The following is a 24,888-nucleotide window of genomic DNA, read 5'->3' as shown; positions in this document are numbered from 1 at the left end:
CTCGCCACAGGTCGTGCAAACTTCGACATACTCGGCCCATTACGTTGGGCCTACCTCCAGCACACTTACCGGAACACGTGGCCTTTGGATGCAGGTCAATGCATCTTTGAGTCGCATCCCCAGCCGATAGTTGGGTATGCAATAAAAAACCGCGCTACTAAGGCGATTTTTTATTGCCTGCGTTTTTTGCTTTTAACCTGGCCGCCGCCCATAAAACCAAAAACCCCAACCAGTCACCCGGTTGGGGTTTTGTGTTTCTACAACCAGCGCTTACCGAGTAACGCGGCTGGTGCCATCAACGGTCATGATGCGCACGCGGTCACCAATGCGGAAGATTTCATTCTCCTGCACGGCCTGCACGTAGGCGCGCATGCTGCCGTCGTCTTCGCGAACGGTGATTTCCACGCCTTGAGTGCGGGTCAGGCCTTCTTCGGTGGCCGAACCCAACAGGCCGCCAGCAACAGCACCGATCACGGCGGTCACGATGCTGCCACGGCCGCCGCCGATGGCACTGCCGCCAACGCCGCCGATGACGGCACCGGCAGCGCCGCCGATTGGGGTCTTGGTGCCTTCGATTTTCACCGGACGCAGGGATTCGATGGTCCCCATGCGCACGGTCTGTACACGACGCGCTTCGTCACGGGAGTACGAGTCGCCGGTCAGACTCGAGGCGCAGCCACCCAGCAGCAACGACAGGGTGGTAAAGCAGGCAACCAGTAAAACGGACTTACGCATAGCATCAACTCCAAAGGACAGGTGTTCATTAGACGCCGCAGCTTGCCGCCTGTCACGGCAAGCACCGCAGAAAATTGCTTTCATTCAGCCTCAGTACAGACTGCCCGCACCAGAAAAATCGACGAACGGTAGCGTTACCTTCAAGGATTACTTTGATTGTAGTCGCGACAATCGCCAGGAACACGGCGCAGCACTACACGCCCGAAGCCTCTGGTATAGAGACTTCAGCGTGATGGGCAACATTCAGATGAAGTGACGAAAGGTGCCGCTCAGGGCGCCAGGCGCTCGCGGGTCCAATCGCCCTCTTGCAGGCGATAGTTCAGACGGTCGTGCAAGCGGCTGGCACGACCTTGCCAGAACTCGATGCGCTCCGGCAGCAAGCGGTAGCCACCCCAATGCTCGGGGCAGTCGGGCTGGGTGTCGCTGAAACGCTGCTCGGTGGCCTTGAGCAGGTCGTGCAGTTCCTCGCGATCACGAATGACCTGGCTCTGCGGAGACGCCCAGGCGCCTAAGCGGCTGCCCAGGGGGCGGACCTGATAATAAGCGTCCGACTCTTCAGCCGTGACCTTCACCACCCGCCCTTCGATGCGCACTTGACGCTCCAGGGTCGGCCAGAAGAAGGTCATGGCCGCAAACGGCCGCGCCGCGAGCTGCTGGCCCTTGGCACTCTGATAGTTGGTGAAGAAGGTAAAACCCTGCGCGTCCAGGCCCTTGAGCAACAGGATGCGGCAGTGCGGGCGACCGTCCTGGTCGACGGTGGCCAAAGTCATGGCATTGGCTTCCACCGGTGGCTGCTCGGTTTTCACCGCGTCAGCAAACCACTGGTGGAACAAGGCAAACGGCTCGCCCGGGGCCTGGGCCTCGCTCAAACCATCCCGTGTGTAGTCACGGCGCATATCGGCCAGTGCCTGGGTCATGCGGCTTTATCCTTCTGGTTCAGCGGATCAGTTTTTCGCCTGGTCGTTGGCCGGTGCAGCAGCCTTGGCTTTGGCTGGCGCTGGCTTTTTGGCTGCGGGCTTGGCCGGGGCCTTTTTAGCGGCTGGCTTGGCGGCGGCTTTCTTGGCGGCTGGCGCCTTTTTAGCGGCGGCTTTGGCCGCTGGGGCCGGGGCCGGAACGTCCTGCACTGCAACCATCTCGGCGACAGGCGGGGTCTTGCCCGACTGGTATTTGCTCAACAGCGCCAGCATGGTGGTGCGCTGAGTGAACATGATCTCCATACGACGGTTCAGGGCACGGCCCTGGTTGCTGTCGTTGGCAGCACGTGGCATCAGGTCGCCCATGCCACGCAGCATCAGACGATCCTGCTTCAGGCCGCTGAGGCTGAAGATCGAGGCGATGGATTGTGCACGTTCCTTGGTCAGTACCTGGCTGGCTGGGGCGGTGCCCGTTGCGTCGACGTGACCCAGTACCAGTACGGCGGTCTTCGGATCGGCTTCAACGGCCTTGGCGACGCGGGTGAACGGACCCAGGGTGACCGGCAGCAACATGGCTGGGCGTTTCGGGTTGTAGGAACCGTCTACCGGCGCGATCACGACGAGCACGTTGTCACGACGTTCCAGTTGCAGGTTGCTGTCCTTGATGGCGGCGCGCAGGCGTGGCTCATAGTCATCCAGCCAGGCCTGAGTGATTTTCGGGTCAGGCATCGGCACGTTGGTCACGTCGACCTTGGCCAATGGCTTGGGTTTGCTTTCGAACGGCCACCACCATTTGGTTTCGGTGTCGTTCTTGGCGACGGCTGGAGTGGCGGCAGGTGCGGGCTCGGCGGCCTTGAGGTCGGCTTTCAGGTCGGCCTTGGCATCGGCGGCCTTTTCGTCGGCAGTCTTGGAAGAGAACGGCCACCAGCTGGAGCCGGTGTCAGCCTTGGCGGCGGGTGCGGCAGCGGCGGCTACCGGGGCGGCAGGCTTGGCGCCGGCAGCGGGCTTGGCGTCCGGTTTAGCCTCCGGCTTGGCATCGGTTTGGGTCACTGCGTCCTTGGTCGCGGCCTTATCAGATCCAAATGACCACCAATGCCCGCCCTCGGCATCATTTTGTGGAGTTTGTGCGCAGCCGGTAATAGTGAGGCATAGCGCCAGTGCCAAGGACTTGTTCGATAACATGAGATATCCACAAAATGAGAAAAGAAACGGGGGTCTGGATGACCCGTTAAACAGACGCTTACAGAACATTAAAGTTACATCATTTCGTTCAGCGCCTTCTTATAGTTGCCTTTGTAACAAAAAAACGTGAAACAGCAAGGGGTTTACAGACAACCGGCCAATATTCCGACCAACTTCTGTGCCCGTGGGTCCATAAGTACATAAGGGCCCAATGTATTAGTGACGAAACCAAACGCTACATCATGCTCTGGGTCGGCAAAGCCTACTGAGCCGCCTGCGCCGGGATGCCCGAATGCACGCGGGCCAAGGCCGAAGGTGGCATTGGGCAGCTGCGGTTGGTCCAACATGCAACCCAGGCCAAAACGGGTTTGTGTCAATAATGTTTTATCCGGCCCGATACTGTGTTCGCGCGTCAATTGTTCAAGCATGTCGGCTTCGAGCAAACTACCGTCCAATAAGCCGCTATAAAAGCCCGCCAGGCTGCGTGCATTACCGTGACCATTTGCCGCTGGCTGCTGCATACGGCGCCATTCAGGTTTGTTAGTGCTGGTCAGAATAGACGGTGGATTAGCAAAAGCACGCGTCGTCATGGCCGCAGGTTCACGCATCATTACTTGCAGTAAACGCTGTGCCGCTTCATCGCCCATATTGCCTTTGCTACGCGCTATATGTGCCACGCGATAAAACTCTTCATCCGCCAGGCCCACATGGAAGTCCAGCCCCAATGGCCGCGCAACCCGCGCCACGATGGATTCTCCCGGCCCACGCCCATCGGCGCGACGCAGCAATTCACCCACCAGCCAGCCGTAGGTGATCGCCTCGTAGCCATGACCTTGGCCGGGCGTCCACCACGGGGCTTCGGCCGCGAGGGTGTCGACCATCAGTTGCCAGTCGTACAGCGCCTCGGTCGGAAGCATCTCGCGGATCGCCGGCAACCCGGCCTGGTGGCAGAGCAACTGCCGCAGGGTAATAGTTTCTTTGCCCGCTGCTGCAAATTCGGGCCAGTAGTTGGCAACGGGTGCATCCAGTTGCAACTTGCCTTCGGCCACCAATTGCAGGGCCGTCACAGCGGTGAAGGTCTTGGTGCAGGAGAACAGGTTGACGATGGTGTCACTGTGCCAAGCCTCGGCACCGTCCTTGTCGGCGGTGCCGGCCCACAGGTCGACGACGGTTTCGCCGCCTATCTGGATACACAGCCCGGCACCACGCTCCTGCGGGTCATCGAACAACGCGGCAAAGGCTTCACGTACCGCTTCGAACTGGAGTTCGTAATGACCCTGGATCTGCACCTGAACACCCTCGGACAACACAGCAAAAAGTGGCCGACATTGTTCCAGTACTGGTGGGTTTTGTGAACCCGTCAGCCCTCAATCAATGACCATTCCCTGAGTGCCCGCCCGCATGCCCGGCGCCCTGCCCCGGGCCTTTGCCTTCGTGCCCGGCCCTGCCGCCTTCGCTTTCACGCACGGAGCCCGCCGCCTTGGCCTTTTCCGCTGCCTTGCCCAGTTGATCGACGGCCGCCAGGTTGCTTTTGCGCACGCTGTCGACAAAACCCTGGAACGGCACATCGGTGATGCCCACCAGGCCAAAGTGGCCATTTTCGCCGTCCAGCAGACGCCCGGTTGCCGGCTGATCCAGGTATTGGAACCAGTGCACACCGACAATCGACGGCTCGGCCATGGCCTGCTTGAGGAAGTTGCCGTACGCCACACCACGGTCCTCTTCCTTGGCCAGTTGGGTCACTCCCCCCCAGAACGGCCCACGGTCAGCCGAGCCAAAGTTGAATTCGGTGATCAGCACCGGCTTGTCCAGCGCACGCAGGGCAGCGAAGTCATAACCGTCCTGCGGCTTGAGGGTGTACATGTTGAAGCTCAGCACATCGCAATACTGGGCGCAGGACGCCACGGCTTCCGGCGTGCTCACCGCAAAACGACCGCCCAACAGCAATTGGTTGGGTGCATGCCACTTCAGCGAGTCGGAAATGGTCTTGAAGTAAGCATCGGCAAAGGTCTTCTGGAAGTATTTGAAGTCCGCTTCGATCTCCGGGTGCTCGGGGTTGGGCATCGGCGGCTCAAAGCCCGGATCTTCCATCAGCTCCCAGCCCTTCAATTCAATGCCCCAGGCTTTCGACAGGCCTTCTTCGTTACGGTACTTGTCGCGCAGTTGCTTGAGGAACGCGCGCTTGGCCGGGACATCGGTGGTCATGCGCAAGGTGCCGTAGGCCAAGGCATAGCGGGACTTAGGATCATCACCTGGGCCGGCCCAGGCCAACTCGTTGTCGGCAAAGAAGCCGATCAACCACGGATCATCACGGTGATCGCGGGCAGCGATGGCCACGGCGCGCTCGGTGGCCATGGCGAAGCGCGGGTCGAACGGATCGGGCATGCCGCCCCACCAGTCGGTGCCGGTGCTGATGCTGGTGTAGTCGCCGACGATCGACAGCGGCAGGGTGTAGGGCACGCGATCGGCACGGGCCAGGTCATCGTCGCTCCAGTTACCCACGGTGTTGAAACCCCAGGCTTGCAGGCGGTCGAGGGTGTGAGTGGTCCAGCGCTTCTGGTCGAACCCGTCACCGCCATAGGTGCGTTGCAGGTTGGCGCTGTAGAAATCGTACCAGCGCCCGGCGCCGAAGCTGCGGCCTTCACCTGCGCCGTTGCCGGTGCGGTTGTCGCCGCTGCCGTAATACTTGTCGAACGGTTCGCCGGCCTTGGGCAGCGCCGCGAACATCCATTCACGGCCGGACACGTAGGTCTGGTTGTTGTCCGGGGCCACGGTATTGACGCCCAGCGAATAAAACGGATGCCCCTCCGGCGTCACCAGGTACCAGCGCCCATCGCGCTTTTCGGTGCGGAAAAACCCGCTGGCGTCGAACGCCGGACCTTTGTTCCAGCCACCGTACTTATCCAACGAGGATTTTTCTCGCGTGGCCAGCCAGCCCTGGAGCTGCTGTTGCTCCTTGGCAGCGGCGGCCTTGAGTTGTTCGTCGCTGCTGACTTTTTCCGGCCAGCGCGCACGGGTGGATTGACCATAGGCATCCACCAATTCGCTGTACGCAGCCTTCAGCACCGGCTCGCTGTCCTGCACGCCAAAGCGCTCCAGCAGGATGCTTTGGGCGGCGTTGGGCTTGATCATCGACAGCGTCACCGAGACCACCTGGCTACGGTCGATTTCACCCGCGCTGCTGGCCAGCAAGACGCGCTGGCCGTCTAGGGTGATCGGCATCGGCGGGCCGGCCTTCATGCCCTGGCTCAACGGCGAGTTGGCCTGCAACGGCACCATCAGAGTCTGCGCCGGGCCCGCCGGCAGGTCGATGCGACTGACCAGGGTACGGCCGTCGCTGCTCTGCACCTTGACGTAGAGCGTCAGCGCCCAATCCATCGCACTCTGGATGCGCAAACTCATGACCCCCGACTGGGACCAGTCCCAGGCGCCGGTTTGCGGGCTGAGCACCAGGCTCGGTTCGGCCGCCGGGTTGAAGGTGATGCGGCGCAGCACTTCGCCTTCGGGGGTCTGCTCGGCGTTGTACTGCGGCAGGCTGGCGTCCTGGGTCGCCACCTTGACCACATCAGCGGGCCGGACGAAGTTGAACAAGGTCTGTTGCCCGGCAGGCGCGGCCATCAAGGGCGCGGCGAACAACAGGGCAAAAAGGGCGGGCAGCGTGCGAATCATACGAGCAAGGTTCTCCCAGACGGCCGATGAATGGCCTGATGAAATACAGTGAGATAGACCACGAAGTGGGCGAATCCGCCCACGGTGGCTTAAGAAATTTCGCGCCTGAACGGCGGCAATGCATTCAGGATAGCCTTGCCATAGCGCTGGGTGACCAATCGGCGGTCGAGCAAGGTGATGGTGCCTCGGTCCTCTTCGGTACGCAGCAAGCGACCGCAAGCCTGGACCAGCTTCAAGGAAGCGTCCGGCACCGAGATCTCCATGAACGGGTTACCGCCCCGTGCTTCGATCCATTCGGCCAACGCCGCCTCGACCGGATCATCCGGCACCGAGAACGGGATCTTGGCGATCACCACGTGTTCACAGTAGGCGCCGGGCAAGTCCACCCCTTCGGCAAAGCTCGCCAGGCCGAACAGCACGCTGGAGTCCCCGCCATCCACCCGCGCCTTGTGCTTGTTGAGGGTTTCCTGCTTGGACAGGTTGCCCTGGATAAACACCTGCTTGCGCCAGTCACGGTCGAGGCCGTCGAACACGTCCTGCATCTGTTTGCGCGACGAGAACAGCACCAGCGTACCGCGTGAACCTTCTACCAGTTCCGGCAGGTCACGGATGATTGCGGCGGTGTGAGCCGCCGCATCCCGTGGGTCGGCCTTGAGGTCCGGCACCCGCAACACGCCGGCATCGGCATGATGGAACGGGCTCGGCACCACCGCAGTGACGGCCTTTTTCGGCAGGCCGGCGCGCATGCGGAAGCGGTCGAAGGTGCCCAAGGCGGTCAGCGTGGCCGAGGTAACCAGGCAGCCGTAAGCCACGTTCCATAGGTTGCGGCGCAGCATTTCCGCCGCCAGGATCGGGCTGGCGTTGACCTCGATGTCGAACAGCGCACCGCTTTCCGACAGGGTCAGCCAACGCGCCATCGGCGGGTTGTCTTCCGGGTCTTCAACGGTGAAGGCCGTCCACAACTCCCAGTTGCCCTGGGAACGCGACAACAGGCTGCCGAACAGTGGGTACCATTCCTCGGCCTGGTTGCTGGCGATGCCGATGTTGACCTCGCCGTCCATGCCCTCTTTGAGCAGGTCGGTGAGGCGGGTGAACAGATCAGTCAGGCGTGAAAAGCCCTTCTTCAGCTCAATGCCCATTTCGCGCATGTGCTCGGGAATCAAACCGCCGACGAATCGATGACGCGGCCGCTCACGGCCTTCGACGTCTTCACCGGGTTTGAAATCCGCCACCTGTTCGCAGGCACTGAACATGAATTGCTGCTGGGTCTTGATCTCCCGCGCCAGCTCCGGCACCTGTTCGATCAGCTTGCCCAGGTCACCGGGCAGCGGGTGCTGGGCCAGCAACTTGGTCAGGTTCTTCGCGGTGGTTTCCAGCCAGTCGGCAGTGGAACGCAGGCGCGTGTAGTGGGCGAAGTGGCCGATAGCCTTGTCGGGAAGGTGATGGCCTTCGTCGAAAACGTATAGGGTGTCACGCGGGTCGGGCAGCACGGCGCCGCCGCCCAGGGCCAGGTCGGCCAGGACCATGTCGTGGTTGGTGACGATCACGTCGACCTTGCCCATGCCTTCGCGGGCCTTGTAGAAGGCGCACTGGCCGAAGTTGGGGCAATGACGGTTGGTGCACTGGCTGTGGTCGGTGGTCAGGCGCGCCCAGTCGGAATCCTCCAGGGCGGTGGGCCAGCTGTCGCGGTCGCCGTCCCATTTATTGCCGGCCAGTTTCTCGATCATGCTGGTGAACAGCTTCTGGCTGACTTCATCCACCTCGATCTTGAAGCCTTCTTCTTCGAACAGTGACGCGGTGGCGGTTTGCGCGTGGCCTTCCTGTAGCAGTACGTCGAGCTTGGACAGGCACATGTAGCGGCCACGGCCCTTGGCCAGGGCGAACGTGAAGTTCAAGCCGCTGTTGCGCATCAGGTCAGGCAGGTCTTTGTAGACAATCTGCTCTTGCAGGGCGACGGTGGCGGTGGCGATCACCAGGCGCTTGCCGGCGGCCTTGGCGGTGGGGATCGCGGCCAGGCTGTAGGCCACGGTCTTGCCGGTACCGGTGCCGGCCTCGACGGCCACGACCGCGGGCTCACCCTCGCGGCGACCTTCGTCGTCGGTGTCGATATCCCCGAGGACCTTGGCCACTTCGGCGATCATCAGGCGTTGGCCATAGCGCGGTTTCAAGCTCTTGGCTTCGAGAAAACGCGAGTAGGCGCCCTGGATCGTGGTTTTGAGTTCAGTGCTGATCATGGATAGTCGGGCGCAAAAAACGCTGGATAAATTTTCAGTGGTTCGGATCGGCGGCTATCATACCCCGCTAATGAATCCCGCGCAGAACGGAGTACCACAATGACCGCGTTTAGCCTCGCTTACACCCTGCATGTATTGGCCGCCCTGGTATGGGTCGGCGGTATGTTTTTCGCCTGGATGATCCTGCGCCCCGCCGCTGTGGCGGCACTTGAGGGCCCTGCCCGCCTCAGGTTGTGGGCGAATGTGTTTCAACGTTTTTTCGTGTGGGTGTGGGTCGCGGTGGCGATTTTGCCGATCAGCGGCATTGGCCTGCTGCAATTGCGCTTCAATGGGTTTGAGACGGCGCCGCGTTATGTGCAGGTAATGATGGGGTTGTACCTGGTGATGACGGCGTTGTTTATCCGTATCCAAGCGTTGAAATTCCCGGAGTTGCGCACGGCGGTGGCGGCTGAGGATTGGTCGGCGGGTGCTGCGGTGCTGGGGCAGATCCGCCGGTTGGTGGGGATCAATTTGATCGTGGGGTTGGTGGTGGTGGCGATTGCTTCGGCTCGGCCGATTTTGTAGTGAGCGGGCTTGTTGTGGTGAGCGGGCTTGCCCCGCGCTGGGGGCGAAGCCGCCCCAATCCAGTCACCGCGTGTTTGCAGTGAGAAACAGGTCGTACGGTTTTAGGGCGGCTTCGCCCCCCAGCGCGGGGCAAGCCCGCTCACTACAACCGCTGAATGGTCACAGTACCCGCAGGCCCAGCCGGCCCCGGCTGCCCTTCCAACCCTGGGCGGCCCTTCTCGCCACCATCGGCGCGGTACACCAGGCAGCCTTTGGACTGGCCACCCTTGCCCGGTTTGCCAGCAGTACCGGCCAAACCGCCGGGGCCACCGTCCACCCAGACCTTGATCTGCTGCGCCGGGAAGTCCTGCGGCAACTCGACCCGCACCTGCGCGCCGGACGCGCCAGGCAAGCCATCACCGCCGTTATCACCATTGGCACCGCGACCGGCCGAACCCCAGGTGCAGCCTGGATCCACGCCATTGGCTCCGTCCAACCCGGAATAACCCTGTGCACCAGCGCCGCCACGGGCGTCTACCGAGAGTTCTTCAGCCGTCAATGAGTTGATGCGCAACGTCAGGTCACGCCCGGCCTTGGCCGGTTTTTCGTGGGTGCCGGGCGCGCCGCGCGAGGTGATCTGGCTGCCGTGGTCCAACTGCGCATGGCGCACCTGCAATTGCAGCGCGGTGTTGCCGGGCACAATGGCGATGCGTGCTTCGCGGCCAAGGTGCAGTTCATCTACCGTGACTTGGCTGATGTTGGCGGGGATCAGCAAGGTGCCGTAGTCCGCCACTTCCAGACGCTCCAGTTGCAGCACGCTGGTGCTATTGGGCAGACGCATCAATGAGTTGGGTTCCACACTGACGCTTTGAGCCAGGGCAACGGGGCTGACCAACAGGGCCAGCAGTAAAACCTTACGCATCGTGGAGCTCCCCTGAAAATTTTCAAAAATTATTTCTAGTTTTTCTTTGGACGCACAGTAACGACTTCCACAGGCGCTTTGCCAGTGAAGGATCAAAAAAGTTGATAAAGGGGGAAGATTGGCAGCAATGCCCCTGTGGATCCCACAGGGGCAAGGGCCGTCAGCGGTTGATCTGGATTTCCGTGCGACGGTTCAAGGCGCGGCCGTCGGCGGTTTTGTTATCCGCGACCGGATGGCTTTCACCTGCGCCGGTCACCGAGACAAAATTGCTGCTCGGCACACCGGCACCGATCAGGTAGTCCGTGACCGAGTGGGCGCGTTTTTCCGAGAGTTTCTGGTTGTAGGCGTCTTTGCCGACGCTGTCGGTGTGGCCACTGACCCGCAACTGGGCGCTCGGGGCTTCCTGTTTCAAGCGCGTGGCAATGGTGTCGAGCTTGGTTTTGTCCGCCGCCGTCAGCTTGGCCGAGTCGAACTGGAAGTGCACATCGCGGATCACGATGGTTTCTTCCTTGACCACGACGACTTCCTCAACCACGGCCGCTGGCGGTGTGGGTGGGCAACCATTGGCATCCACCTGCACGCCTTTTGGCGTGCCTGGGCACTTGTCACGGCTGTCCGGCACACCATCGCCGTCTTCGTCACCATCGCCGTGTACCCAGCAATAGGCGCCGGCCATGCCGCCGATCAGCAGCGCACCCGCGCCGGCGTAGGCCGAGCTTTCAGTGGCACCGATCGCCGCACCGGTCACACCGCCAAGGGCGGCGCAGGTGGGCCAGTCGGTTTTTTGCAAACCTGCGCAACCTGTCAATACTCCGGTTAGCAGAACCAAGGGTAGAGCTGTCCGCATGATGCTCATCTGATTTCTCCTGAGGGGATCGGCGGGGGCCGATGGGTGGAGTAAAGACGGCTCTTTTCATCTGCGCCACTACGCCGCGCCCCTGTATTCATTGAGGATCGCCGCATTCTCAGGACTTTTCACAGCCGCCCGCTCTAGGCCCGAACGCTCAGCCGCGCTAGTCTCTACGGTCCTGATGTGAGGATCTCTGATGACCGCCGGTATTTCTGCCCGTACGCCCCAGCAAGCCTTGGCCGCCTTGCTCGATCTGCACCAGCCCAAACGCCTGTTGCTGTTGGGCGCCAGCCAGTTCCCGGCGCTGGAGGCTTTTCAAAAAGCCCACCCGGATACCCAAGTGTCCGTCGCGCAGCCAGGCGCGTTGCCCACGGAGCTTGCCGCACAGCGGTTTGACCTGGCGCTGGTGGTGGACTGCCTGGAGCACCTGTCAAAACCACAAGGCCTGACCTTGCTCGGCGGCATCCGCAACCTGAATGCCAGCCGCATTGCAGTGCTGGTGGACCTGGGCGCCTGCGACTGGAAGGACACCGACTTCTTCTCCCTGGCCCTGCAGGCCGGCGAGCGCTTCCAGCGCGATGAGCAGGTTCTGACGCTGTTTACCTACGATCTGCTTGACTATAAACAAGTGCCGGACTGGCTCAACGCCCGCTTCTGGGCCAACCCGGAAAACTTCGGAAAGTATTGGTGGTAACCCGATGAGTACATCCATTTGCCCCTGCGGCAGTGGCAACCTGCTGGATGCCTGCTGCGGTCATTATCACGCCGGGCACCCGGCCCCCTGCGCCACCGCGTTGATGCGCTCGCGCTACAGCGCCTATGTGCTGGGCCTGGTGGACTATCTGGTCGCTACCACCCTGCCCGTGCAACAGGCTGGTCTGGACCGAAATGCCATCGGCGCCTGGAGCGCCCAAAGCACCTGGCTCGGCCTGGAGGTAGAAAGCTCCGAGGTGTTCGGCGGCCAGCCGGAACACGCGTTCGTGACCTTCACCGCACGCTGGCATGACAGCAACGGCGAACATAGCCACCGCGAGCAGTCTTCTTTCGTACAGAATGACGGGCGCTGGTACTTCATCGACCCGACGGTAGAAGTGAAGGCCGGGCGCAACGATGCCTGCCTGTGTGGCAGCGGGCAGAAATTCAAGAAGTGCTGTTCCAGCTACCTCTAACAACTCTAAGGATTAACGCCATGCTTAGGATGTACAGCTTGATGCTGGCGTTAACCCTCGGTTTGAGCGGCTGCGCGTCGTGGTTTGAAGACGACTCACCCCCGCCCCACGTGTCGCTGGTGAAAGTCGAAGTGGTGCGCGCCAAGCTGCTGGAGCAGAAATTCAAGCTGTACTTTCGCGTGGACAACCGCGACGACGCCGACCTGACTGTGCGCGGTTTGATTTACAAGGTAACCCTGGGCGACTTCGTGCTGACCGAGGGCGAGTCCAATGAGTGGCTCACCGTGCCGCCGCGCAGTCATAAGTTTTTCCGGGTGTCGGTGCGCACCAACCTCTGGCCGCAGATCCGCGATGTGGTGCAAATGCTGAAAAATCCCGACCAGCCGGTGCCCTATCGCCTGGAAGGTGAGCTGAAAACCGGATTATTCATCGGTTATGACGTGCAGGTGAACCACAATGGCGAGATAATCCCCGGCGATTTTATTCCGGAGCGACATCGATGACTCAGCAACCCCATGTCCATGGTCCTGACTGCAACCACGATCACGATCACCATGATCACGACCACGGCCATGTCCACGGCCCGAACTGCGGCCACGCTCACCAGGAGCCGGTGCGCAATGCCTTGAAGGACGTGGGTCGCAATGATCCTTGCCCGTGCGGCAGCGAGAAGAAATTCAAGAAGTGCCACGGGGCTTGATGCCCTGACCCTGTAGGAGCCGGCTTGCCGGCGATGACGTTCTCAAGACCGCCATCGCCGGCAAGCCGGCTCCTACAGGTTGTGTTCTCACATCAGGATCTGCGTTGGAACTGCAACTCCACTTCCAGCCCCCCACCTTCCCGATTACGCAAACTCAATCGCCCGTCATGCGCCTTGGCGATGGTGTGAGCGATGCTCAACCCCAAGCCATACCCGCCAGTCTCGGCATTGCGTGAGCCTTCCACCCGATAAAACGGCTCCATCACCTGCTCCAGCTGTGCCTGGGGAATCCCCGGCCCTCGGTCGCTGATGACGATCTTCAAGCTATCCGCCTGGTCCACGACCCGCACCACCACCTCACTGCCATAGCGCACCGCGTTCTCCAGCAGGTTCTGCACACAACGCTTGAGGCTGCGGGCGTACCCTGGCAGTGGCTGTCTTGCCCGGCCTTCGATCACCACGTGTTCGCCCACGTCCTGCAGATCCGCCTGCAAGCTTTGCAACAACGCATTGATGTCGATGTTCTGCCGCGCCTCGTTGATTTCGCCACTGCTGACAAAATCCAAAGTGCTGGCGACCATGTGCTCCATTTCCTCCAGGTCACTGCGAAAACGCTCCTTCGTGCGGTTGTCCTCGAGCATCTCGGTGCGCAGGCGCAAGCGTGTGATCGGTGAACGCAAGTCGTGGGAAATAGCCGCAAGAAACCGCGTGCGCTCGGCGATGTTGGCGATCAGCCGCTGTTGCATGGCATTGAACGCCTGGGCGGCACGGCGCACTTCGGTGGGGCCATCCACTGCTAACGGCGGACGCTGGATATCCCGGCCCAGGGCTTCGGCCGCCTTGGCCAACGCGTTAAGCGGGCGGATCGCCAGGCGCACCGCCACCAACGCGATCAGCACCAATACCAGCACCCGCAGCAAATAAATGCGCATGACGTAATCGAACAACAGGTCCAACGGTGACGTGCTGGTCCAGCCCTGTTCTTCGCTGGCATCCACCTGCAACCAGCGGCCGTCGGGCAGGCGCAGGTCGATCAGAAACTGCCCCACCACCGGTTTGGAACCCAGCAAGGTCGACAGCCCGGCGGTTTGCCCTTCGCCATCCACCAACGACAGGCGCAACAGGATCAGCGTCTGGGCATAGCCGGTTTTTTCCGACAACACCTTCTTGATCAACCGTTCGGTCGGACGGTCGCTGTCGTGCAAGGTGCTGGGTGTATTGCTGGCCTGATCGCTGAGGGTCAGGCGGAAGGTCGGCGTGTCGAGCATCTTGATCAGCAGGTCCGCCTGTTGCGGATCGCTGTGCACCAGCCGCACCACGTCCGCCAGGCGCGTGGCGATCAAGCGCGCGGGGATTTCCAGCACCTGCCCATGGCGACGGTCGTACCAGATGCTGCTGGTCAGCGCCTGCGCCGCGAGCATGCCGCTGACCAGAATCAGCACCAGCCGCCCGAACAACGAACGCGGCAGCAGTCTCACGACTCCAGCACCACGTCATCGGCGGTGAGCATGTAGCCTTCGTTGCGCACGGTTTTGATCAGGGTGGCCGGCAGTTGCGAGCGCAGACGGCTGACGCACACGTCGATGGAACGGTCGAACGGTGTGCTGTCCTTGTCGAACACGTGGTTGAGCAAAAAGTCGCGGCTCAGCGGGCGATTGGGGTGCTGCAACAGCAGGCGCAACACACGGTAATCGGAGTTGCCCAGGCTGACCACCACACCCTCCGGCGAGAGCAACTGCCGCGCCCGCGTGTCGAGCTGCCAGCCGGCGAAACGGATGCTCGGCGCTTCATCCAGGCGCGCGCGGTCGGGAAAGCTCTGCACCCGGCGCAACACCACCTTGATCCGCACCAGCAGTTCGCGCGGGTCGAACGGCTTGGGCAGGTAATCGTCGGCGCCGATTTCCAGGCCGACGATGCGGTCGATCAACGAGCCTTTTGCCGTGAGCATCACCACCGGCGTGTTGGAGTTCACCCGCAGTTCGCGGCACAGACTCAGGCCGTCTTCACCGGGCAGCATCAGGTCGAGGACGATCAGGTCGATGACATTCAGCGCCAGGCGGCGGCGCATTTCCTTGCCGTCGGCCGCCGTGGAGACCTGGAAGCCGGCGTCGCTCAAGTAGTCGCAGAGCAACTGGCGGATTTGCGGGTCGTCATCAACGATCAGCAGGTGGTCTTGCTTGGCCATGGGCAGTCAATCCGAAAAACTATGAAACGCAGCAAATAGCCGAAAGTTCAGCCAGCCGTGCAGGCAAATGTAATGGAATGTTGTAGGAAACCATAATCACGCACCCGCGATACAAACCCGAGGGATGACAGGCGGAATCGCTCTTTAGACTACCGAACCTAAATGAGAGTAATTGTAATTTAGACTCGGAAGCCACTCATGTCATTGCCCACACCTCGCAGCCACACCCTGCACACTACCCTGGCACCGATGTTCGGCCTGCTGGCTGCCGGCAGCGTCGCACCGGTTGCCTTGGCTGACGCGCCAACGGCCAAGTCCAACGATTCGGTGCTGAGCCTGCCGGAAATCAAGGTCGATGGCGAAGCCACCTCCACGTTCAAAGTGGACCGGGTGACCTCGGCAAAAATCAGCCAACCGCTGTTGGACGCCCCGCAAAGCGTGACCATCGTGCCGCAGCAGGTGCTCAAGGAGCAGAACGCGCAGACGCTGCAGGAAGTGTTGCGCAACGTGCCGGGCATCACCTTCATGTCCGGTGAGGGCAACCTGGGGTGGGGCGATCTGTTTTCGATTCGCGGGTTTTCTTCCGAACAGAGCCTGACCGTCGACGGCGTGCGCGATGCGGGCATGTCCACGCGTACCGACACCTTCAACCTGCAACAGGCGGAAGTGTTCAAGGGCACCGGTTCCATCGAGTCCGGTGTGTCTGCCGTGGGTGGCAGCGTCAACCTGGTGAGTAAAGAAGCGCACCTGGGCGACGCCAACCGCGTCTCCGCCGGTATCGGTACCGATGCCTACCGACGTCTCACCGCCGACCTGAATAAACAGATCAACGACACCACCGCCGTACGCGTCAACCTGATGAAGCACTACAACCAGGTGGCCGAACGTGACGACGTGGACTACGACCGCTGGGGCATTGCCACCTCGTTCGGCTTTGGCTTGGGCACCGACACGCGCTTTTTCGTCGACACCTTCTACCAGAAAGACACCAACACCCCGGACGGCGGCGTGCCGATTCAGCGTGGGACGAATGGCGATCGGATGCCCGGCGTGAAGCGCTCCAACTGGTACGGCGACTCGAGCCTCTACACTCAGGAGAACAAAACCACCTCGCTCACGGCGCGCTTCGAGCATGACTTCGACTGGAATGACGCCAACCTGCGCAACCAGACGCGTTGGGAACGCAGCGACAATTTTGCCGTGCTCTCCCCGGCGCGCTTCTTCGCCGCCAGCGCCAACGGCCAGAAAACCTGCACCGGCACCCGCTGTGCGACCTTGGGCTACACCGGTGTAGGACCAATCAGCCAAGTGCCGGGCAGTACGGTGAATGCCTATACCGGCTACGTGAACAACAGCAACACCGCCTACGGCATCCTGCGCGGCAGTGACTTCGGTTTGTCCAAGCGCTACACCATCCTCGACAACCAGACCGACTTCAACTTCAACCTCACCACTGGCAGCCTGCAACACGCCGTGGTCAGCGGCCTGGAGTTCTATCACGAGACCTACGGCGGCCTGAAACGCAACGCCAAAGTGCCGGCTGGCAACATGCTGTTCGACATGAACGACCCCAGCCACAGCTTCGCCAGCACCTACGTGACCAAAGGCGAAGGCGACCCGCGTTCGGTGATCGACAACGCCGGGATCTACCTGGGCGACACCATCACCCTTAATGAGCAATGGCAAGTGCTGGGCTCGCTGCGTTACGACAACTGGCGCGCACAAACCAGCCAGCGTGGCCAGGCCAGCATCAGCAGCACTGACGGTGCCGTCAGCGGTCGCGTTGGCGCGGTGTTCAAGCCGTTGCCCAACGGCAGCATTTATGTGTCCTACAGCGAAGCGGCGCAGCCGTCGGCACTGGGCGCGTCAACCAATAACCAGATCTACGGCGCGGCGAGCACCAGCAACTACAGCCCGGCCAAATCCAAGACCTACGAATTGGGCACCAAGTGGGACATTGCCCACGATATGCTTAACGTCACGGCGGCGATCTTCCGCACCGAACTGGACAATGCCTGGGAATACCAGGACGGCGAATCCGCCCCGGTACGCGCGTTGCCCGCCAAGCGAGTAGACGGCATCGAACTGGGCCTGCAAGGCAATATCACCCCGCGCTGGACCGCCTACAGCGGGTTCTCGGCACTCAAGAGCACCCAGACCAAAGGCATCAACAAAGGCGCCGAAGCCAAGAACGTCCCCGACCTGACCGTCAACCTGTGGACCACCTACGCCGTCACCGACGCCCTGAGCCTCAGCTACGGCGAGCAATACGTGGGCCGACGCCGCTACACCGACAACAAATACGTCGGCGGCTTGAACAACAACAGTAGTTACGCCAACGGCCCGTCCGGCGTGTACGCGATCTACACCCGCGACCACGAAAAAGCCCCCGGCTACTGGCTGAGCAACCTGGCCGCGCAATACAAAGTGAACAAGGACACCACGGTCAACCTCAACCTCAACAACGTGTTCAATAAGTTCTACTACAGCCAGGTTGGCGCCTCCCTCGATGGCTTCCAGCTCTACGGCATCCCAGGTGCCGGGCGCACCCTCACCGCCAGCGTCGACTATGAGTTCTGAACCGTGCTGATCGAAATCCCGGCGCTGCTCAGCGCCAGCGAAGTCGAAACCACCGTGGCCACCTTGCTCGATCAGCCCTGGGTTGACGGCAAGGTGACCGCCGGACAGCGCTCGGCCATGGCGAAAAACAACCGACAGTTGTCGGAAGAGTCGCCAGTGGCCCTGCGCATCGGCGAGCAGATTCTGGCGCGGCTGTCGGACAACGCGCTGTTCATGTCGGCGGCCTTGCCCAAGCGCATCTACCCGCCGATGTTCAACCGCTACAGCGGCGGTGAAGCGTTCGACTGGCATATCGACAACGCCATTCGCGGCATCAAGGGCGTGCGCGAGCGGGTGCGCACCGACATCTCCGCCACGCTGTTCCTGGCCGACCCGGCCAGCTACGACGGCGGTGAGCTGGTGATCCGCGACACCTTCGGCGAGCACGCGGTGAAGCTGCCCGCCGGCCACCTGCTGATCTACCCCGGCAGCAGCTTGCACAAGATCAACCCAGTGACCCGCGGTGAACGCATCGCGAGTTTCTTCTGGATCGAAAGCCTGGTGCGCGAAGACAGCCAGCGCCAGTTGCTATTGGACATGGATGTGGCGATCCAGACCCTCACCGCCCAAGACGCCGACCACCACGCGCTGCTGCAACTGAGCGGCGCCTATCACAACCTGTTGCGGCGCTGGAGCGATGTCTGATGCGCCGCCTTCACCTGGAGTCCCTGCCATGTTGAAACCCCGTCACCTGCTCAAGCTGGGCGTACTGTTCGGCGCCCTGGTTCTCGGCCACGCTGAAACCGCTGCCGCCCATGAAGTCACCGACGTGCTGGGCCGCAAGGTCGAAGTGGCTGACACCGTAAAACGCGTTGTCCTAGGTGAAGGCCGGCTGATTTCGGCGTTTGCGTTGCTGGACAAGGACGCGCCCTTCCAGCGCATCGTCGGCTGGCAGAACGATTTGCGCCTGCTCGACCAACACACCTACAACGCCTACGTGGCGAAATTCCCTACGGTGAAAGACATCCCGCTGATCGGGCAAGCGTCGGAACAAAGCGTCAGCGCCGAGGAAATCCTCTCGTTGAAACCTGACCTGGCGGTGTTCAGCATTTCCGGTCACGGCCCGACCGAACACAGTCCGGTCGCCGATGTGCTGGCCAAGGCGGGCATTCCGGTGCTGTTCGTCGACTTCCGCATCAACCCGGTGCAAGGCACTCACACCAGCATGACTGCGCTGGGCCAGGCATTGGGGCGTGAAGCCCAGGCCAAGGCGTTCCTGGGTTTCTATGACCAGCACATCAAGGTGATCACCGATGCCGTCGCCGCCTTGCCGGCGGGGCCGCGCCCGAGTGTGTTCCTCGAACTGCTGGCCGGCGTTTGGCAAGCGCCGGGGCATACCACCGGCAAGAGTGGCATGGGCGAACTGATCGCACTGGTCGGCGGGCGCAATATCGCCGCTGGCGTGGTGCCGGGTGCGTTGGGCGATATCAGCGTCGAGTACGCGCTCAAGGCCGACCCGGATGTGTATATAGCCACCGGCAACCGCAAGCCCGGCTTGATCTTGGGCGCGGGTGTTGGCGCAGATGAAGCCCACGAGGCGCTGGACCGGGTATTGGCGCGTCCCGAATTCGCCAACCTTCGTGCAATCCGCGAGGGCAATGCCCACGGCCTGTGGCATGACTTCTACAACTCGCCGTACAACCTGCTGGCGATTGAATCGCTGGCCAAATGGGTGCACCCAACGCTGTTCGCCAAGCTGGATCCGCAGACGACCATGGACCAGATCAACGCGCAGTTCCTGGGGATGCCGTTGCAGGGTGCCTATTGGATCGACGCCCCTAAATGACCACCCAAACCCTCGACCTCGCCAGCGCCACACACGGCTACCGCCGCCTGCTGGCGCGGCGTACCTGGCTACTGGGCCTGCTCGGCACCGCACTGGTTTGCGCCATTCTGGTGGACCTGGCCAGCGGCCCGTCGGGCATGGGCCTGCTGGCGCTGCTTGACGGGATTGTTCACCCGTCGCATCTGAGCGCCACCGATCAGGTGATCATCTGGAACGTGCGCCTGCCTTACGCGCTGATGGCGGTGTTGGTGGGCTGCGCGTTGTCGCTGGCCGGGGCCGAGATGCAGGCGATCCTGAACAACCCGCTAGCCAGCCCGTTCACTCTGGGCGTGTCGTCGGCAGCAGCCTTGGGCGCGTCGCTGGTGATTGTGTTTCCGGTGACGACGCTGTGGGTGTCGGCCAACACGGCGATTTCCCTCTCGGCCTTTATCTTCGCAGCGGCCTCGGTGTTTTTGCTGCAAGCCATGTCGCGTTTGCGCGGCGCCGGGGTGGAAAGCCTGGTGCTGTTCGGCATTGCCCTGGTGTTCAGTTGCAACGCGGTGGTGGCCTTGCTGCAACTGGTCGCCACCGAAGACGTGCTGCAACAACTGGTGTTCTGGACCCTCGGCAGCGTGACCCGCGCCAACTGGGACAAGCTTGGCATCCTGGCCTTGGTGGTCGCCGTCGTCATGCCGTTTTCCTTTATCGCCGCACCGCGCCTGACACTGTTGCGCATGGGTGAGGACCGCGCGCAAAGCTTTGGCGTGGACGTGAAGCGGCTGCGGTTTTTCTCGTTGCTGCGCATCAGCCTGCTGTCGGCCACCGCCGTAGCCTTTGTAGGCACCATCGGATTTATCGGCCTGGTCGGTCCGCATATCGCGCGAATCCTGGTGGGCGAAGACCAACGTTTCCTGCTGCCGGCCAGCGCCTTGACCGGTGCGTTGCTGCTGGCGCTGTCGTCGATTGCCAGCAAGTTGATCATGCCCGGCGTGATTGTGCCGGTGGGCATCGTCACCGCGTTGGTGGGCGTGCCGATTTTCGTGGTGCTGGTGTTCAAGCGGGGGAGGCAGTTATGAGCGAAGGTTTGAGTGTACACAACGCCCAGGTGAGTTACGGGCGCCGGCAGATCGTGCACGACCTGAGCCTGCCCACCCTGCCCCACGGCAGCCTCACCGCCCTGATCGGCCCCAACGGCGCGGGCAAATCCACCCTCCTACGTGCCGTGGCCGGGCTGGAAAAGATGCAAGGCGTTGTGCGATTGGGTGACCTCGACCTGTCGGCCATGTCCGTCGCCGAGCGCGCGCGGCGTGTGACCTACATGCCGCAGAACCTGCCGCCAGGCTTGAGCCTCAGCGTGATGGAAAGTGTGATCGCCGCGCTGCGCGTGGCGAATGTCGAGGGCATTCCCTTGTCCAGCGACGCCTGCCTGCGTGAGGCCTTCGACGCCTTGCAGCGTATTGGCATCGCACATTTGGCTGATCAGTTGCTGAGCACCCTATCCGGCGGCCAACGCCAATTGGTCAGCCTCACGCAACTCATCGCGCGTCGCCCGCAGGTGATGCTGCTGGACGAACCCACCAGTGCCCTCGACCTCAATTACCAACTGAAGGTGATGGACTGCGTGCGCGGCCTGGTGCGCGAACACAACCTGATCGCCGTGGTGGTGCTGCACGACATCAACCTGGCCGCACGCTTCGCCGACCATATTGCCGTGCTGCGCCAGGGCCGCTTGTACGCCAGCGGTGCGGCGGACGACGTGCTTAACCCTCTGCTGTTTGCCGAGGTGTATCGCGTGCGGGCACGCATCGAGCGCTGTTCGCAGCAATCACTGCAGGTGTTGGTGGATGGCGCTTTTTGATTTGCTTCTAAGGGTATGCGCAAATGTTTCATTGAAATTTCGCACGCCCAACATTACCTATACCTACAGGCATCCGCTCAAGCATCACCACTTTTGGAGAGCTTCATGATCGACCTGTATTACTGGACTACCCCTAACGGTCACAAAGTATCGCTGTTCCTGGAAGAAGCCGGCCTGCCCTACAAGGTGCACCCGATCAACATCGGCCAGGGCGACCAGTTCAAGCCTGACTTCCTGAAGATCGCTCCCAACAACCGTATTCCGGCCATCGTCGATCAGAACCCGACCGACGGCGGCGCGCCGATTTCGCTGTTTGAATCCGGCGCGATCCTGCTGTACCTCGCGGAAAAAACCGGCCAGTTCCTTCCAAAAGACCTGCGCGGTCGCCAGGAAGCGCTGCAATGGCTGTTCTGGCAAATGGGCGGCCTGGGGCCGATGGCGGGTCAGAACCATCACTTCAGCCAGTTCGCACCGGAAAAAATCCCCTACGCGATCAAGCGTTATGTGGACGAAACGGCCCGCCTTTACGGCGTGTTGGACCGACGTTTGGCGGACCGTGCATTCGTGGCGGGTGAGGACTACAGCATTGCCGACATGGCGATCTACCCGTGGATTGTTTCCCACAAGTGGCAGAGCCAACGCCTGGAAGATTTCCCACACCTGCACCGCTGGTTCAACAGCATCAAGGAGCGGCCGGCAACAGTGCGCGCGTATGAGCTGGTACAGAAGGTGAACCCGCCTAAATCCTGAGCCTGGCCCTTTGTAGGAGCCGGCTTGCCGGCGATGGCGATTGAACAGTCGCCATCTTCGCTGAGGCTGACGGCCTCATCGCCGGCAAGCCGGCTCCTACAGTTATTACGCGTTCTACAAATCAATCGACAAATAAGCATCGACTCCTGCTTGCGTCGTTTCGCCGCGCTCACTAACGTAGCGCCTTTACTGACGCTACCCCCGCAGGAGCTTTGCCATGGCCTCGCCAGCCCTCTCACATTTTCTTCCCCGGTTCGGCGTTGCCGCGGCAGTGGCCAGTGCGTTAAGCCTGGCCGGTTGCCAGCTCCAGAGCACCCAGGACACCCTGCCCCCGGTCGTCGGCGTGCAGCCGATCAAAGGCCTGGCACAGAATGTTTCCGTGCGCCGCAATGCCCAAGGCATGCCGCTGATCGAAAGCAACACCTTCCATGACGCGTTGTTCAGCCTCGGTTATGTGCACGCCAGTGACCGCATCACGCAGATGGTCACCCTGCGCCTGCTGGCCCAGGGCCGCCTGGCGGAAATGTCCGGGCCCGAGGTGCTGGATGTCGACCGGTTCATGCGCGCGGTCAACCTGAAGAAAAGCGCCGGCGAGTTGTATAACGCGTCAAGCCCGCGCCTCAAGCGTTTCTTCGAAGTGTATGCGCGTGGCGTCAACGCCTACCTGTTCCGCTACCGCGACAAGCTGCCGCCGGACCTGGCCCAGACCGGCTACAAGCCCGAATACTGGAAGCCGGAGGATTCGGCACTGCTGTTCTGCCTGCTGAATTTCAGCGAGTCGGCCAACCTGCAGGAAGAAATTGCCTCGCTGGTGCTGGCGCAGAAAGTCGGCGTCGACAAACTCGCCTGGCTCACCCCAAGCGCGCCGGACGAAGCGATCCCGTTGGCCGAGGCCGAGAAGCTCAAGGGTGTGAACCTGGGGCAGATCACCGGTCTGGCCGGGCTGGACGCGGTCAGCCAACAACTGAGCAGCCTCAATTCGCTGGCAGTGACCACCTCAAGTAACTGGGCCATAAGCCCGCAACGCAGCCGTAGCGGTAAGAGCCTGTTGGCAGGCGACCTCGCCGCCCAGCCGCAAGCGCCGTCGCCGTGGAGCTACGTGCAGATCCGTGCACCGAAATACCAGGCCGTGGGCGCCTCGATTGCCGGCTTGCCGACACTGCTGTCCGGCTTCAACGGCAAGGTCGCGTGGAGCATGAGCACGGTCAAGGGCGACACCCAGGACCTGTTCCTGGAAAAGGTCAAACGCCAGGGCAGCGCGTTGTACTACGAGAACAACGGCAAATGGCTACCCGCCGGTGTGCGCAACGAAACCTTCTTCGTCAAAGGCCAACGCTCGATTCGCGAAGTGGTGTACGAAACCCGCCACGGCGCCCTGCTCAACAGCAGTCAGGCGTTGACCACCGGCCTGGGTCTGTCGCTGCAAACTGCCGACTTCAAGGACGACAAGAGCCTGGACGCGTTCTTCGACCTGTCCCGCGCCCAAAACGCGGGCAAGGCCTCGGACGCTACTCGCGAGATACGCGCCATTGCGCTGAACATGGTCTTCGCCGACGCCAGCAATATTGGCTGGCAAGTCACCGGACGCTTCCCCAACCGTCGCGAAGGCGAAGGCCTGCTGCCGTCGCCGGGCTGGGACACGCGTTTTGACTGGGACGGTTACGCCGATGCGATGCTGCACCCGTATGACCAGGACCCGGCTCAAGGCTGGATCGGCACCGCCAACCAGCGCACCGCGCCGCGCGGTTATGGCATGCAACTGTCCAACTCCTGGGATGCCCCGGAGCGCAGCGAACGCCTGGCGCAACTGGCCAATGCCGGCAAGCATGACAGCCGCAGCATGATCGCCATGCAGTACGACCAGACCACGACCTTCGCCGCCAAGCTCAAGACCATGTTCCAGGCGCCAGGCATGGCCCAGCCGCTGAAACAGGCGATTGACGCGCTGCCGGCGGCCGAACAGGCCAAGGCACGTGAAGCACTGAGCCGCCTGATGGCCTTTGATGGCCGCTTGGTGTCCAGCTCCGCCGACGCGGCGATCTATGAGCTGTTCCTGCAGGAAAGCACCAAGCAGATCTTCCTCGACGAACTCGGCCCGGAAAACAGTGCCAGCTGGAAGGCGTTTGTCAGCAATGCCAACCTGTCCTACGCCGCCCAGGCCGACCACTTGCTGGGTCGCGAAGACAGCCCATTCTGGGATGACGTGCGCACCCCGCAGAAAGAAGACAAACCGGCGATCCTCGCCCGCAGCCTGGCCGCCGCGATCAGCGCGGGCGAGAGTCAATTGGGTGCCGATCACAAGGCCTGGCAGTGGGGCAAGTTGCATACCACCACCTGGAAAAACACCAATGGCCAGGTGATTCGCGGTCCGCTGGCGTCCGGTGGCGACCACAACACCCTGAACCCTGCGCCGTATAGCTGGGGCCAGGACTTCGCCACCACCCAGGTGCCGGCGCTGCGCATGATCGTCGACTTCGGCCAGGTGGAACCGATGATGGGCCAGGGCGGCATCGGCCAGTCCGGCAACCCGGCCAGCCCGAACTACGCCAATGGCATCGACCCGTCGCTCAAGGCGCAATACCTGAGCTTCCCGATGCAGCCGCAGAACTTTGAGAAGGTGTATGGGAAGGCTCGGTTGACCCTGACCCCCGGCAAGTAAACCGGCTTCACGGCCGCACCCCAATCTGTAGGAGCCGGCTTGCCGGCGATGGCGTCCGCGAAGTCCCCATCGCCGGCAAGCCAGCTCCTACAGGAGGGTGTTGAATCAGATCGAACTTGTGGTGACCGCTTTGC

22 protein-coding genes are annotated in these 24,888 nt (G+C 61.9%); 12 read left to right on the top strand and 10 right to left on the bottom strand.

From position 1 onward, the window contains the following. Nucleotides 1-270: 270 nt before the first annotated feature. The 6 genes from HX868_RS14510 to dinG form a co-directional block, all read right to left on the bottom strand. Complete coding sequence (locus HX868_RS14510) at nt 271-735, bottom strand: outer membrane lipoprotein (protein ID WP_003189251.1); 465 nt, start codon at nt 733-735, stop codon at nt 271-273. Between the two features lie 269 nt (nt 736-1,004). Then, nucleotides 1,005-1,652 (bottom strand): pyridoxamine 5'-phosphate oxidase, encoded by a 648-nt coding sequence (pdxH, locus tag HX868_RS14505; RefSeq protein WP_016975056.1) that lies wholly within the window; start codon nt 1,650-1,652, stop codon nt 1,005-1,007. 27 nt (nt 1,653-1,679) lie between these two features. After that, nucleotides 1,680-2,831, bottom strand: a complete 1,152-nt coding sequence (locus HX868_RS14500; RefSeq protein ID WP_177003340.1) for an OmpA family protein — start codon at nt 2,829-2,831, stop codon at nt 1,680-1,682. Between the two features lie 143 nt (nt 2,832-2,974). Then, the gene (locus HX868_RS14495; protein WP_177003339.1) at nt 2,975-4,120 is read right to left on the bottom strand and encodes a serine hydrolase; all 1,146 of its coding nucleotides are present in this window, start codon (nt 4,118-4,120) and stop codon (nt 2,975-2,977) included. A gap of 82 nt (nt 4,121-4,202) precedes the next feature. Then, nucleotides 4,203-6,500, bottom strand: a complete 2,298-nt coding sequence (locus tag HX868_RS14490) for a beta-galactosidase (protein ID WP_177003338.1) — start codon at nt 6,498-6,500, stop codon at nt 4,203-4,205. Between the two features lie 89 nt (nt 6,501-6,589). Then, complete coding sequence (gene dinG / locus HX868_RS14485; protein ID WP_016975052.1) at nt 6,590-8,734, bottom strand: ATP-dependent DNA helicase DinG; 2,145 nt, start codon at nt 8,732-8,734, stop codon at nt 6,590-6,592. Nucleotides 8,735-8,833: 99 nt separating this feature from the next. On the opposite strand from dinG, the gene HX868_RS14480 reads away from it, so the two are divergent. After that, entirely contained in the window at nt 8,834-9,298 is a 465-nt protein-coding gene (locus HX868_RS14480; protein ID WP_177003337.1) for a CopD family protein, read from the top strand. Between the two features lie 142 nt (nt 9,299-9,440). Here the strand turns inward: HX868_RS14480 and HX868_RS14475 are convergent, their stop codons facing one another. Next, nucleotides 9,441-10,199 carry a hypothetical protein gene (locus HX868_RS14475; protein WP_016975050.1) on the bottom strand — a complete coding sequence of 253 codons (759 nt, stop codon included), beginning with the start codon at nt 10,197-10,199 and terminating at the stop codon, nt 9,441-9,443. Nucleotides 10,200-10,359: 160 nt separating this feature from the next. Continuing rightward, a complete protein-coding gene (locus HX868_RS14470; RefSeq protein WP_177003336.1) occupies nt 10,360-11,055 on the bottom strand; it encodes a PA1041 family peptidoglycan-binding anchor lipoprotein in 696 nt (231 codons plus the stop codon). 190 nt (nt 11,056-11,245) lie between these two features. On the opposite strand from HX868_RS14470, the gene HX868_RS14465 reads away from it, so the two are divergent. The 4 genes from HX868_RS14465 to HX868_RS14450 are packed head-to-tail and all read left to right on the top strand — an operon-like array spanning nt 11,246 to nt 12,918. Then, nucleotides 11,246-11,743, top strand: coding sequence for a DUF6231 family protein (locus HX868_RS14465; protein WP_177003335.1), 498 nt, complete (start codon nt 11,246-11,248; stop codon nt 11,741-11,743). A 4-nt stretch (nt 11,744-11,747) separates the two neighbouring features. Next, nucleotides 11,748-12,218, top strand: a complete 471-nt coding sequence (locus HX868_RS14460; RefSeq protein WP_177003334.1) for a YchJ family protein — start codon at nt 11,748-11,750, stop codon at nt 12,216-12,218. 20 nt (nt 12,219-12,238) lie between these two features. Next, nucleotides 12,239-12,721: an LEA/WHy family protein gene (locus tag HX868_RS14455; protein ID WP_177003333.1), complete on the top strand. Its 483-nt coding sequence runs from the start codon at nt 12,239-12,241 to the stop codon at nt 12,719-12,721. Beyond that, a complete protein-coding gene (locus HX868_RS14450; RefSeq protein ID WP_003189235.1) occupies nt 12,718-12,918 on the top strand; it encodes an SEC-C metal-binding domain-containing protein in 201 nt (66 codons plus the stop codon). Before HX868_RS14455 ends, HX868_RS14450 begins: the two co-directional genes overlap by 4 nt. Before the next feature lie 92 nt (nt 12,919-13,010). Here HX868_RS14450 and HX868_RS14445 read toward each other — a convergent pair whose 3' ends face one another. After that, a complete protein-coding gene (locus HX868_RS14445; protein ID WP_177003332.1) occupies nt 13,011-14,396 on the bottom strand; it encodes an ATP-binding protein in 1,386 nt (461 codons plus the stop codon). After that, nucleotides 14,393-15,103: a response regulator gene (locus tag HX868_RS14440; protein ID WP_177003331.1), complete on the bottom strand. Its 711-nt coding sequence runs from the start codon at nt 15,101-15,103 to the stop codon at nt 14,393-14,395. Before HX868_RS14440 ends, HX868_RS14445 begins: the two co-directional genes overlap by 4 nt. A 198-nt stretch (nt 15,104-15,301) precedes the next feature. Between HX868_RS14440 and HX868_RS14435 the strand changes: the two genes are divergently transcribed. From HX868_RS14435 to HX868_RS14405, 7 genes are all read left to right on the top strand, one after another. Continuing rightward, a complete protein-coding gene (locus HX868_RS14435) occupies nt 15,302-17,683 on the top strand; it encodes a TonB-dependent receptor (RefSeq protein WP_177003330.1) in 2,382 nt (793 codons plus the stop codon). A 3-nt stretch (nt 17,684-17,686) separates the two neighbouring features. Continuing rightward, complete coding sequence (locus HX868_RS14430; protein ID WP_177003329.1) at nt 17,687-18,367, top strand: Fe2+-dependent dioxygenase; 681 nt, start codon at nt 17,687-17,689, stop codon at nt 18,365-18,367. 28 nt (nt 18,368-18,395) lie between these two features. After that, nucleotides 18,396-19,508, top strand: a complete 1,113-nt coding sequence (locus HX868_RS14425) for an ABC transporter substrate-binding protein (protein ID WP_177003328.1) — start codon at nt 18,396-18,398, stop codon at nt 19,506-19,508. Continuing rightward, a complete protein-coding gene (locus HX868_RS14420) occupies nt 19,505-20,563 on the top strand; it encodes a FecCD family ABC transporter permease (RefSeq protein WP_177003327.1) in 1,059 nt (352 codons plus the stop codon). The genes HX868_RS14425 and HX868_RS14420 overlap by 4 nt, the downstream gene beginning before the upstream one ends. Beyond that, nucleotides 20,560-21,345 carry an ABC transporter ATP-binding protein gene (locus tag HX868_RS14415; protein WP_177003326.1) on the top strand — a complete coding sequence of 262 codons (786 nt, stop codon included), beginning with the start codon at nt 20,560-20,562 and terminating at the stop codon, nt 21,343-21,345. Before HX868_RS14420 ends, HX868_RS14415 begins: the two co-directional genes overlap by 4 nt. 105 nt (nt 21,346-21,450) lie before the next feature. Beyond that, nucleotides 21,451-22,095 (top strand): glutathione S-transferase N-terminal domain-containing protein, encoded by a 645-nt coding sequence (locus HX868_RS14410; protein ID WP_095014978.1) that lies wholly within the window; start codon nt 21,451-21,453, stop codon nt 22,093-22,095. Nucleotides 22,096-22,312: 217 nt separating this feature from the next. Next, nucleotides 22,313-24,754, top strand: coding sequence for a penicillin acylase family protein (locus HX868_RS14405; RefSeq protein WP_177003325.1), 2,442 nt, complete (start codon nt 22,313-22,315; stop codon nt 24,752-24,754). Nucleotides 24,755-24,888 lie beyond the last annotated feature (134 nt).

The sequence above is a fragment of the Pseudomonas reactans genome (assembly GCF_013385825.1).
In the GTDB taxonomy this organism is placed as follows: Bacteria; Pseudomonadota; Gammaproteobacteria; order Pseudomonadales; family Pseudomonadaceae; genus Aquipseudomonas; species Aquipseudomonas reactans.
This window is presented reverse-complemented; position numbering and strand designations above follow the sequence as displayed.

What these genes read in the sequence shown, in the direction of transcription:
- HX868_RS14510 (WP_003189251.1), bottom strand. Translation starts at nt 735, where the DNA reads ATGCGTAAGTCCGTTTTACTGGTTGCCTGCTTTACCACCCTGTCGTTG.
- HX868_RS14480 (WP_177003337.1), top strand. Translation starts at nt 8,834, where the DNA reads ATGACCGCGTTTAGCCTCGCTTACACCCTGCATGTATTGGCCGCCCTG.
- HX868_RS14435 (WP_177003330.1), top strand. Translation starts at nt 15,302, where the DNA reads ATGTCATTGCCCACACCTCGCAGCCACACCCTGCACACTACCCTGGCA.
- HX868_RS14500 (WP_177003340.1), bottom strand. Translation starts at nt 2,831, where the DNA reads ATGTTATCGAACAAGTCCTTGGCACTGGCGCTATGCCTCACTATTACC.
- HX868_RS14415 (WP_177003326.1), top strand. Translation starts at nt 20,560, where the DNA reads ATGAGCGAAGGTTTGAGTGTACACAACGCCCAGGTGAGTTACGGGCGC.
- HX868_RS14475 (WP_016975050.1), bottom strand. Translation starts at nt 10,199, where the DNA reads ATGCGTAAGGTTTTACTGCTGGCCCTGTTGGTCAGCCCCGTTGCCCTG.
- pdxH (WP_016975056.1), bottom strand. Translation starts at nt 1,652, where the DNA reads ATGACCCAGGCACTGGCCGATATGCGCCGTGACTACACACGGGATGGT.
- HX868_RS14470 (WP_177003336.1), bottom strand. Translation starts at nt 11,055, where the DNA reads ATGAGCATCATGCGGACAGCTCTACCCTTGGTTCTGCTAACCGGAGTA.
- HX868_RS14450 (WP_003189235.1), top strand. Translation starts at nt 12,718, where the DNA reads ATGACTCAGCAACCCCATGTCCATGGTCCTGACTGCAACCACGATCAC.
- HX868_RS14460 (WP_177003334.1), top strand. Translation starts at nt 11,748, where the DNA reads ATGAGTACATCCATTTGCCCCTGCGGCAGTGGCAACCTGCTGGATGCC.
- HX868_RS14420 (WP_177003327.1), top strand. Translation starts at nt 19,505, where the DNA reads ATGACCACCCAAACCCTCGACCTCGCCAGCGCCACACACGGCTACCGC.
- HX868_RS14465 (WP_177003335.1), top strand. Translation starts at nt 11,246, where the DNA reads ATGACCGCCGGTATTTCTGCCCGTACGCCCCAGCAAGCCTTGGCCGCC.
- HX868_RS14405 (WP_177003325.1), top strand. Translation starts at nt 22,313, where the DNA reads ATGGCCTCGCCAGCCCTCTCACATTTTCTTCCCCGGTTCGGCGTTGCC.
- HX868_RS14490 (WP_177003338.1), bottom strand. Translation starts at nt 6,500, where the DNA reads ATGATTCGCACGCTGCCCGCCCTTTTTGCCCTGTTGTTCGCCGCGCCC.
- HX868_RS14410 (WP_095014978.1), top strand. Translation starts at nt 21,451, where the DNA reads ATGATCGACCTGTATTACTGGACTACCCCTAACGGTCACAAAGTATCG.
- HX868_RS14455 (WP_177003333.1), top strand. Translation starts at nt 12,239, where the DNA reads ATGCTTAGGATGTACAGCTTGATGCTGGCGTTAACCCTCGGTTTGAGC.
- dinG (WP_016975052.1), bottom strand. Translation starts at nt 8,734, where the DNA reads ATGATCAGCACTGAACTCAAAACCACGATCCAGGGCGCCTACTCGCGT.
- HX868_RS14425 (WP_177003328.1), top strand. Translation starts at nt 18,396, where the DNA reads ATGTTGAAACCCCGTCACCTGCTCAAGCTGGGCGTACTGTTCGGCGCC.
- HX868_RS14440 (WP_177003331.1), bottom strand. Translation starts at nt 15,103, where the DNA reads ATGGCCAAGCAAGACCACCTGCTGATCGTTGATGACGACCCGCAAATC.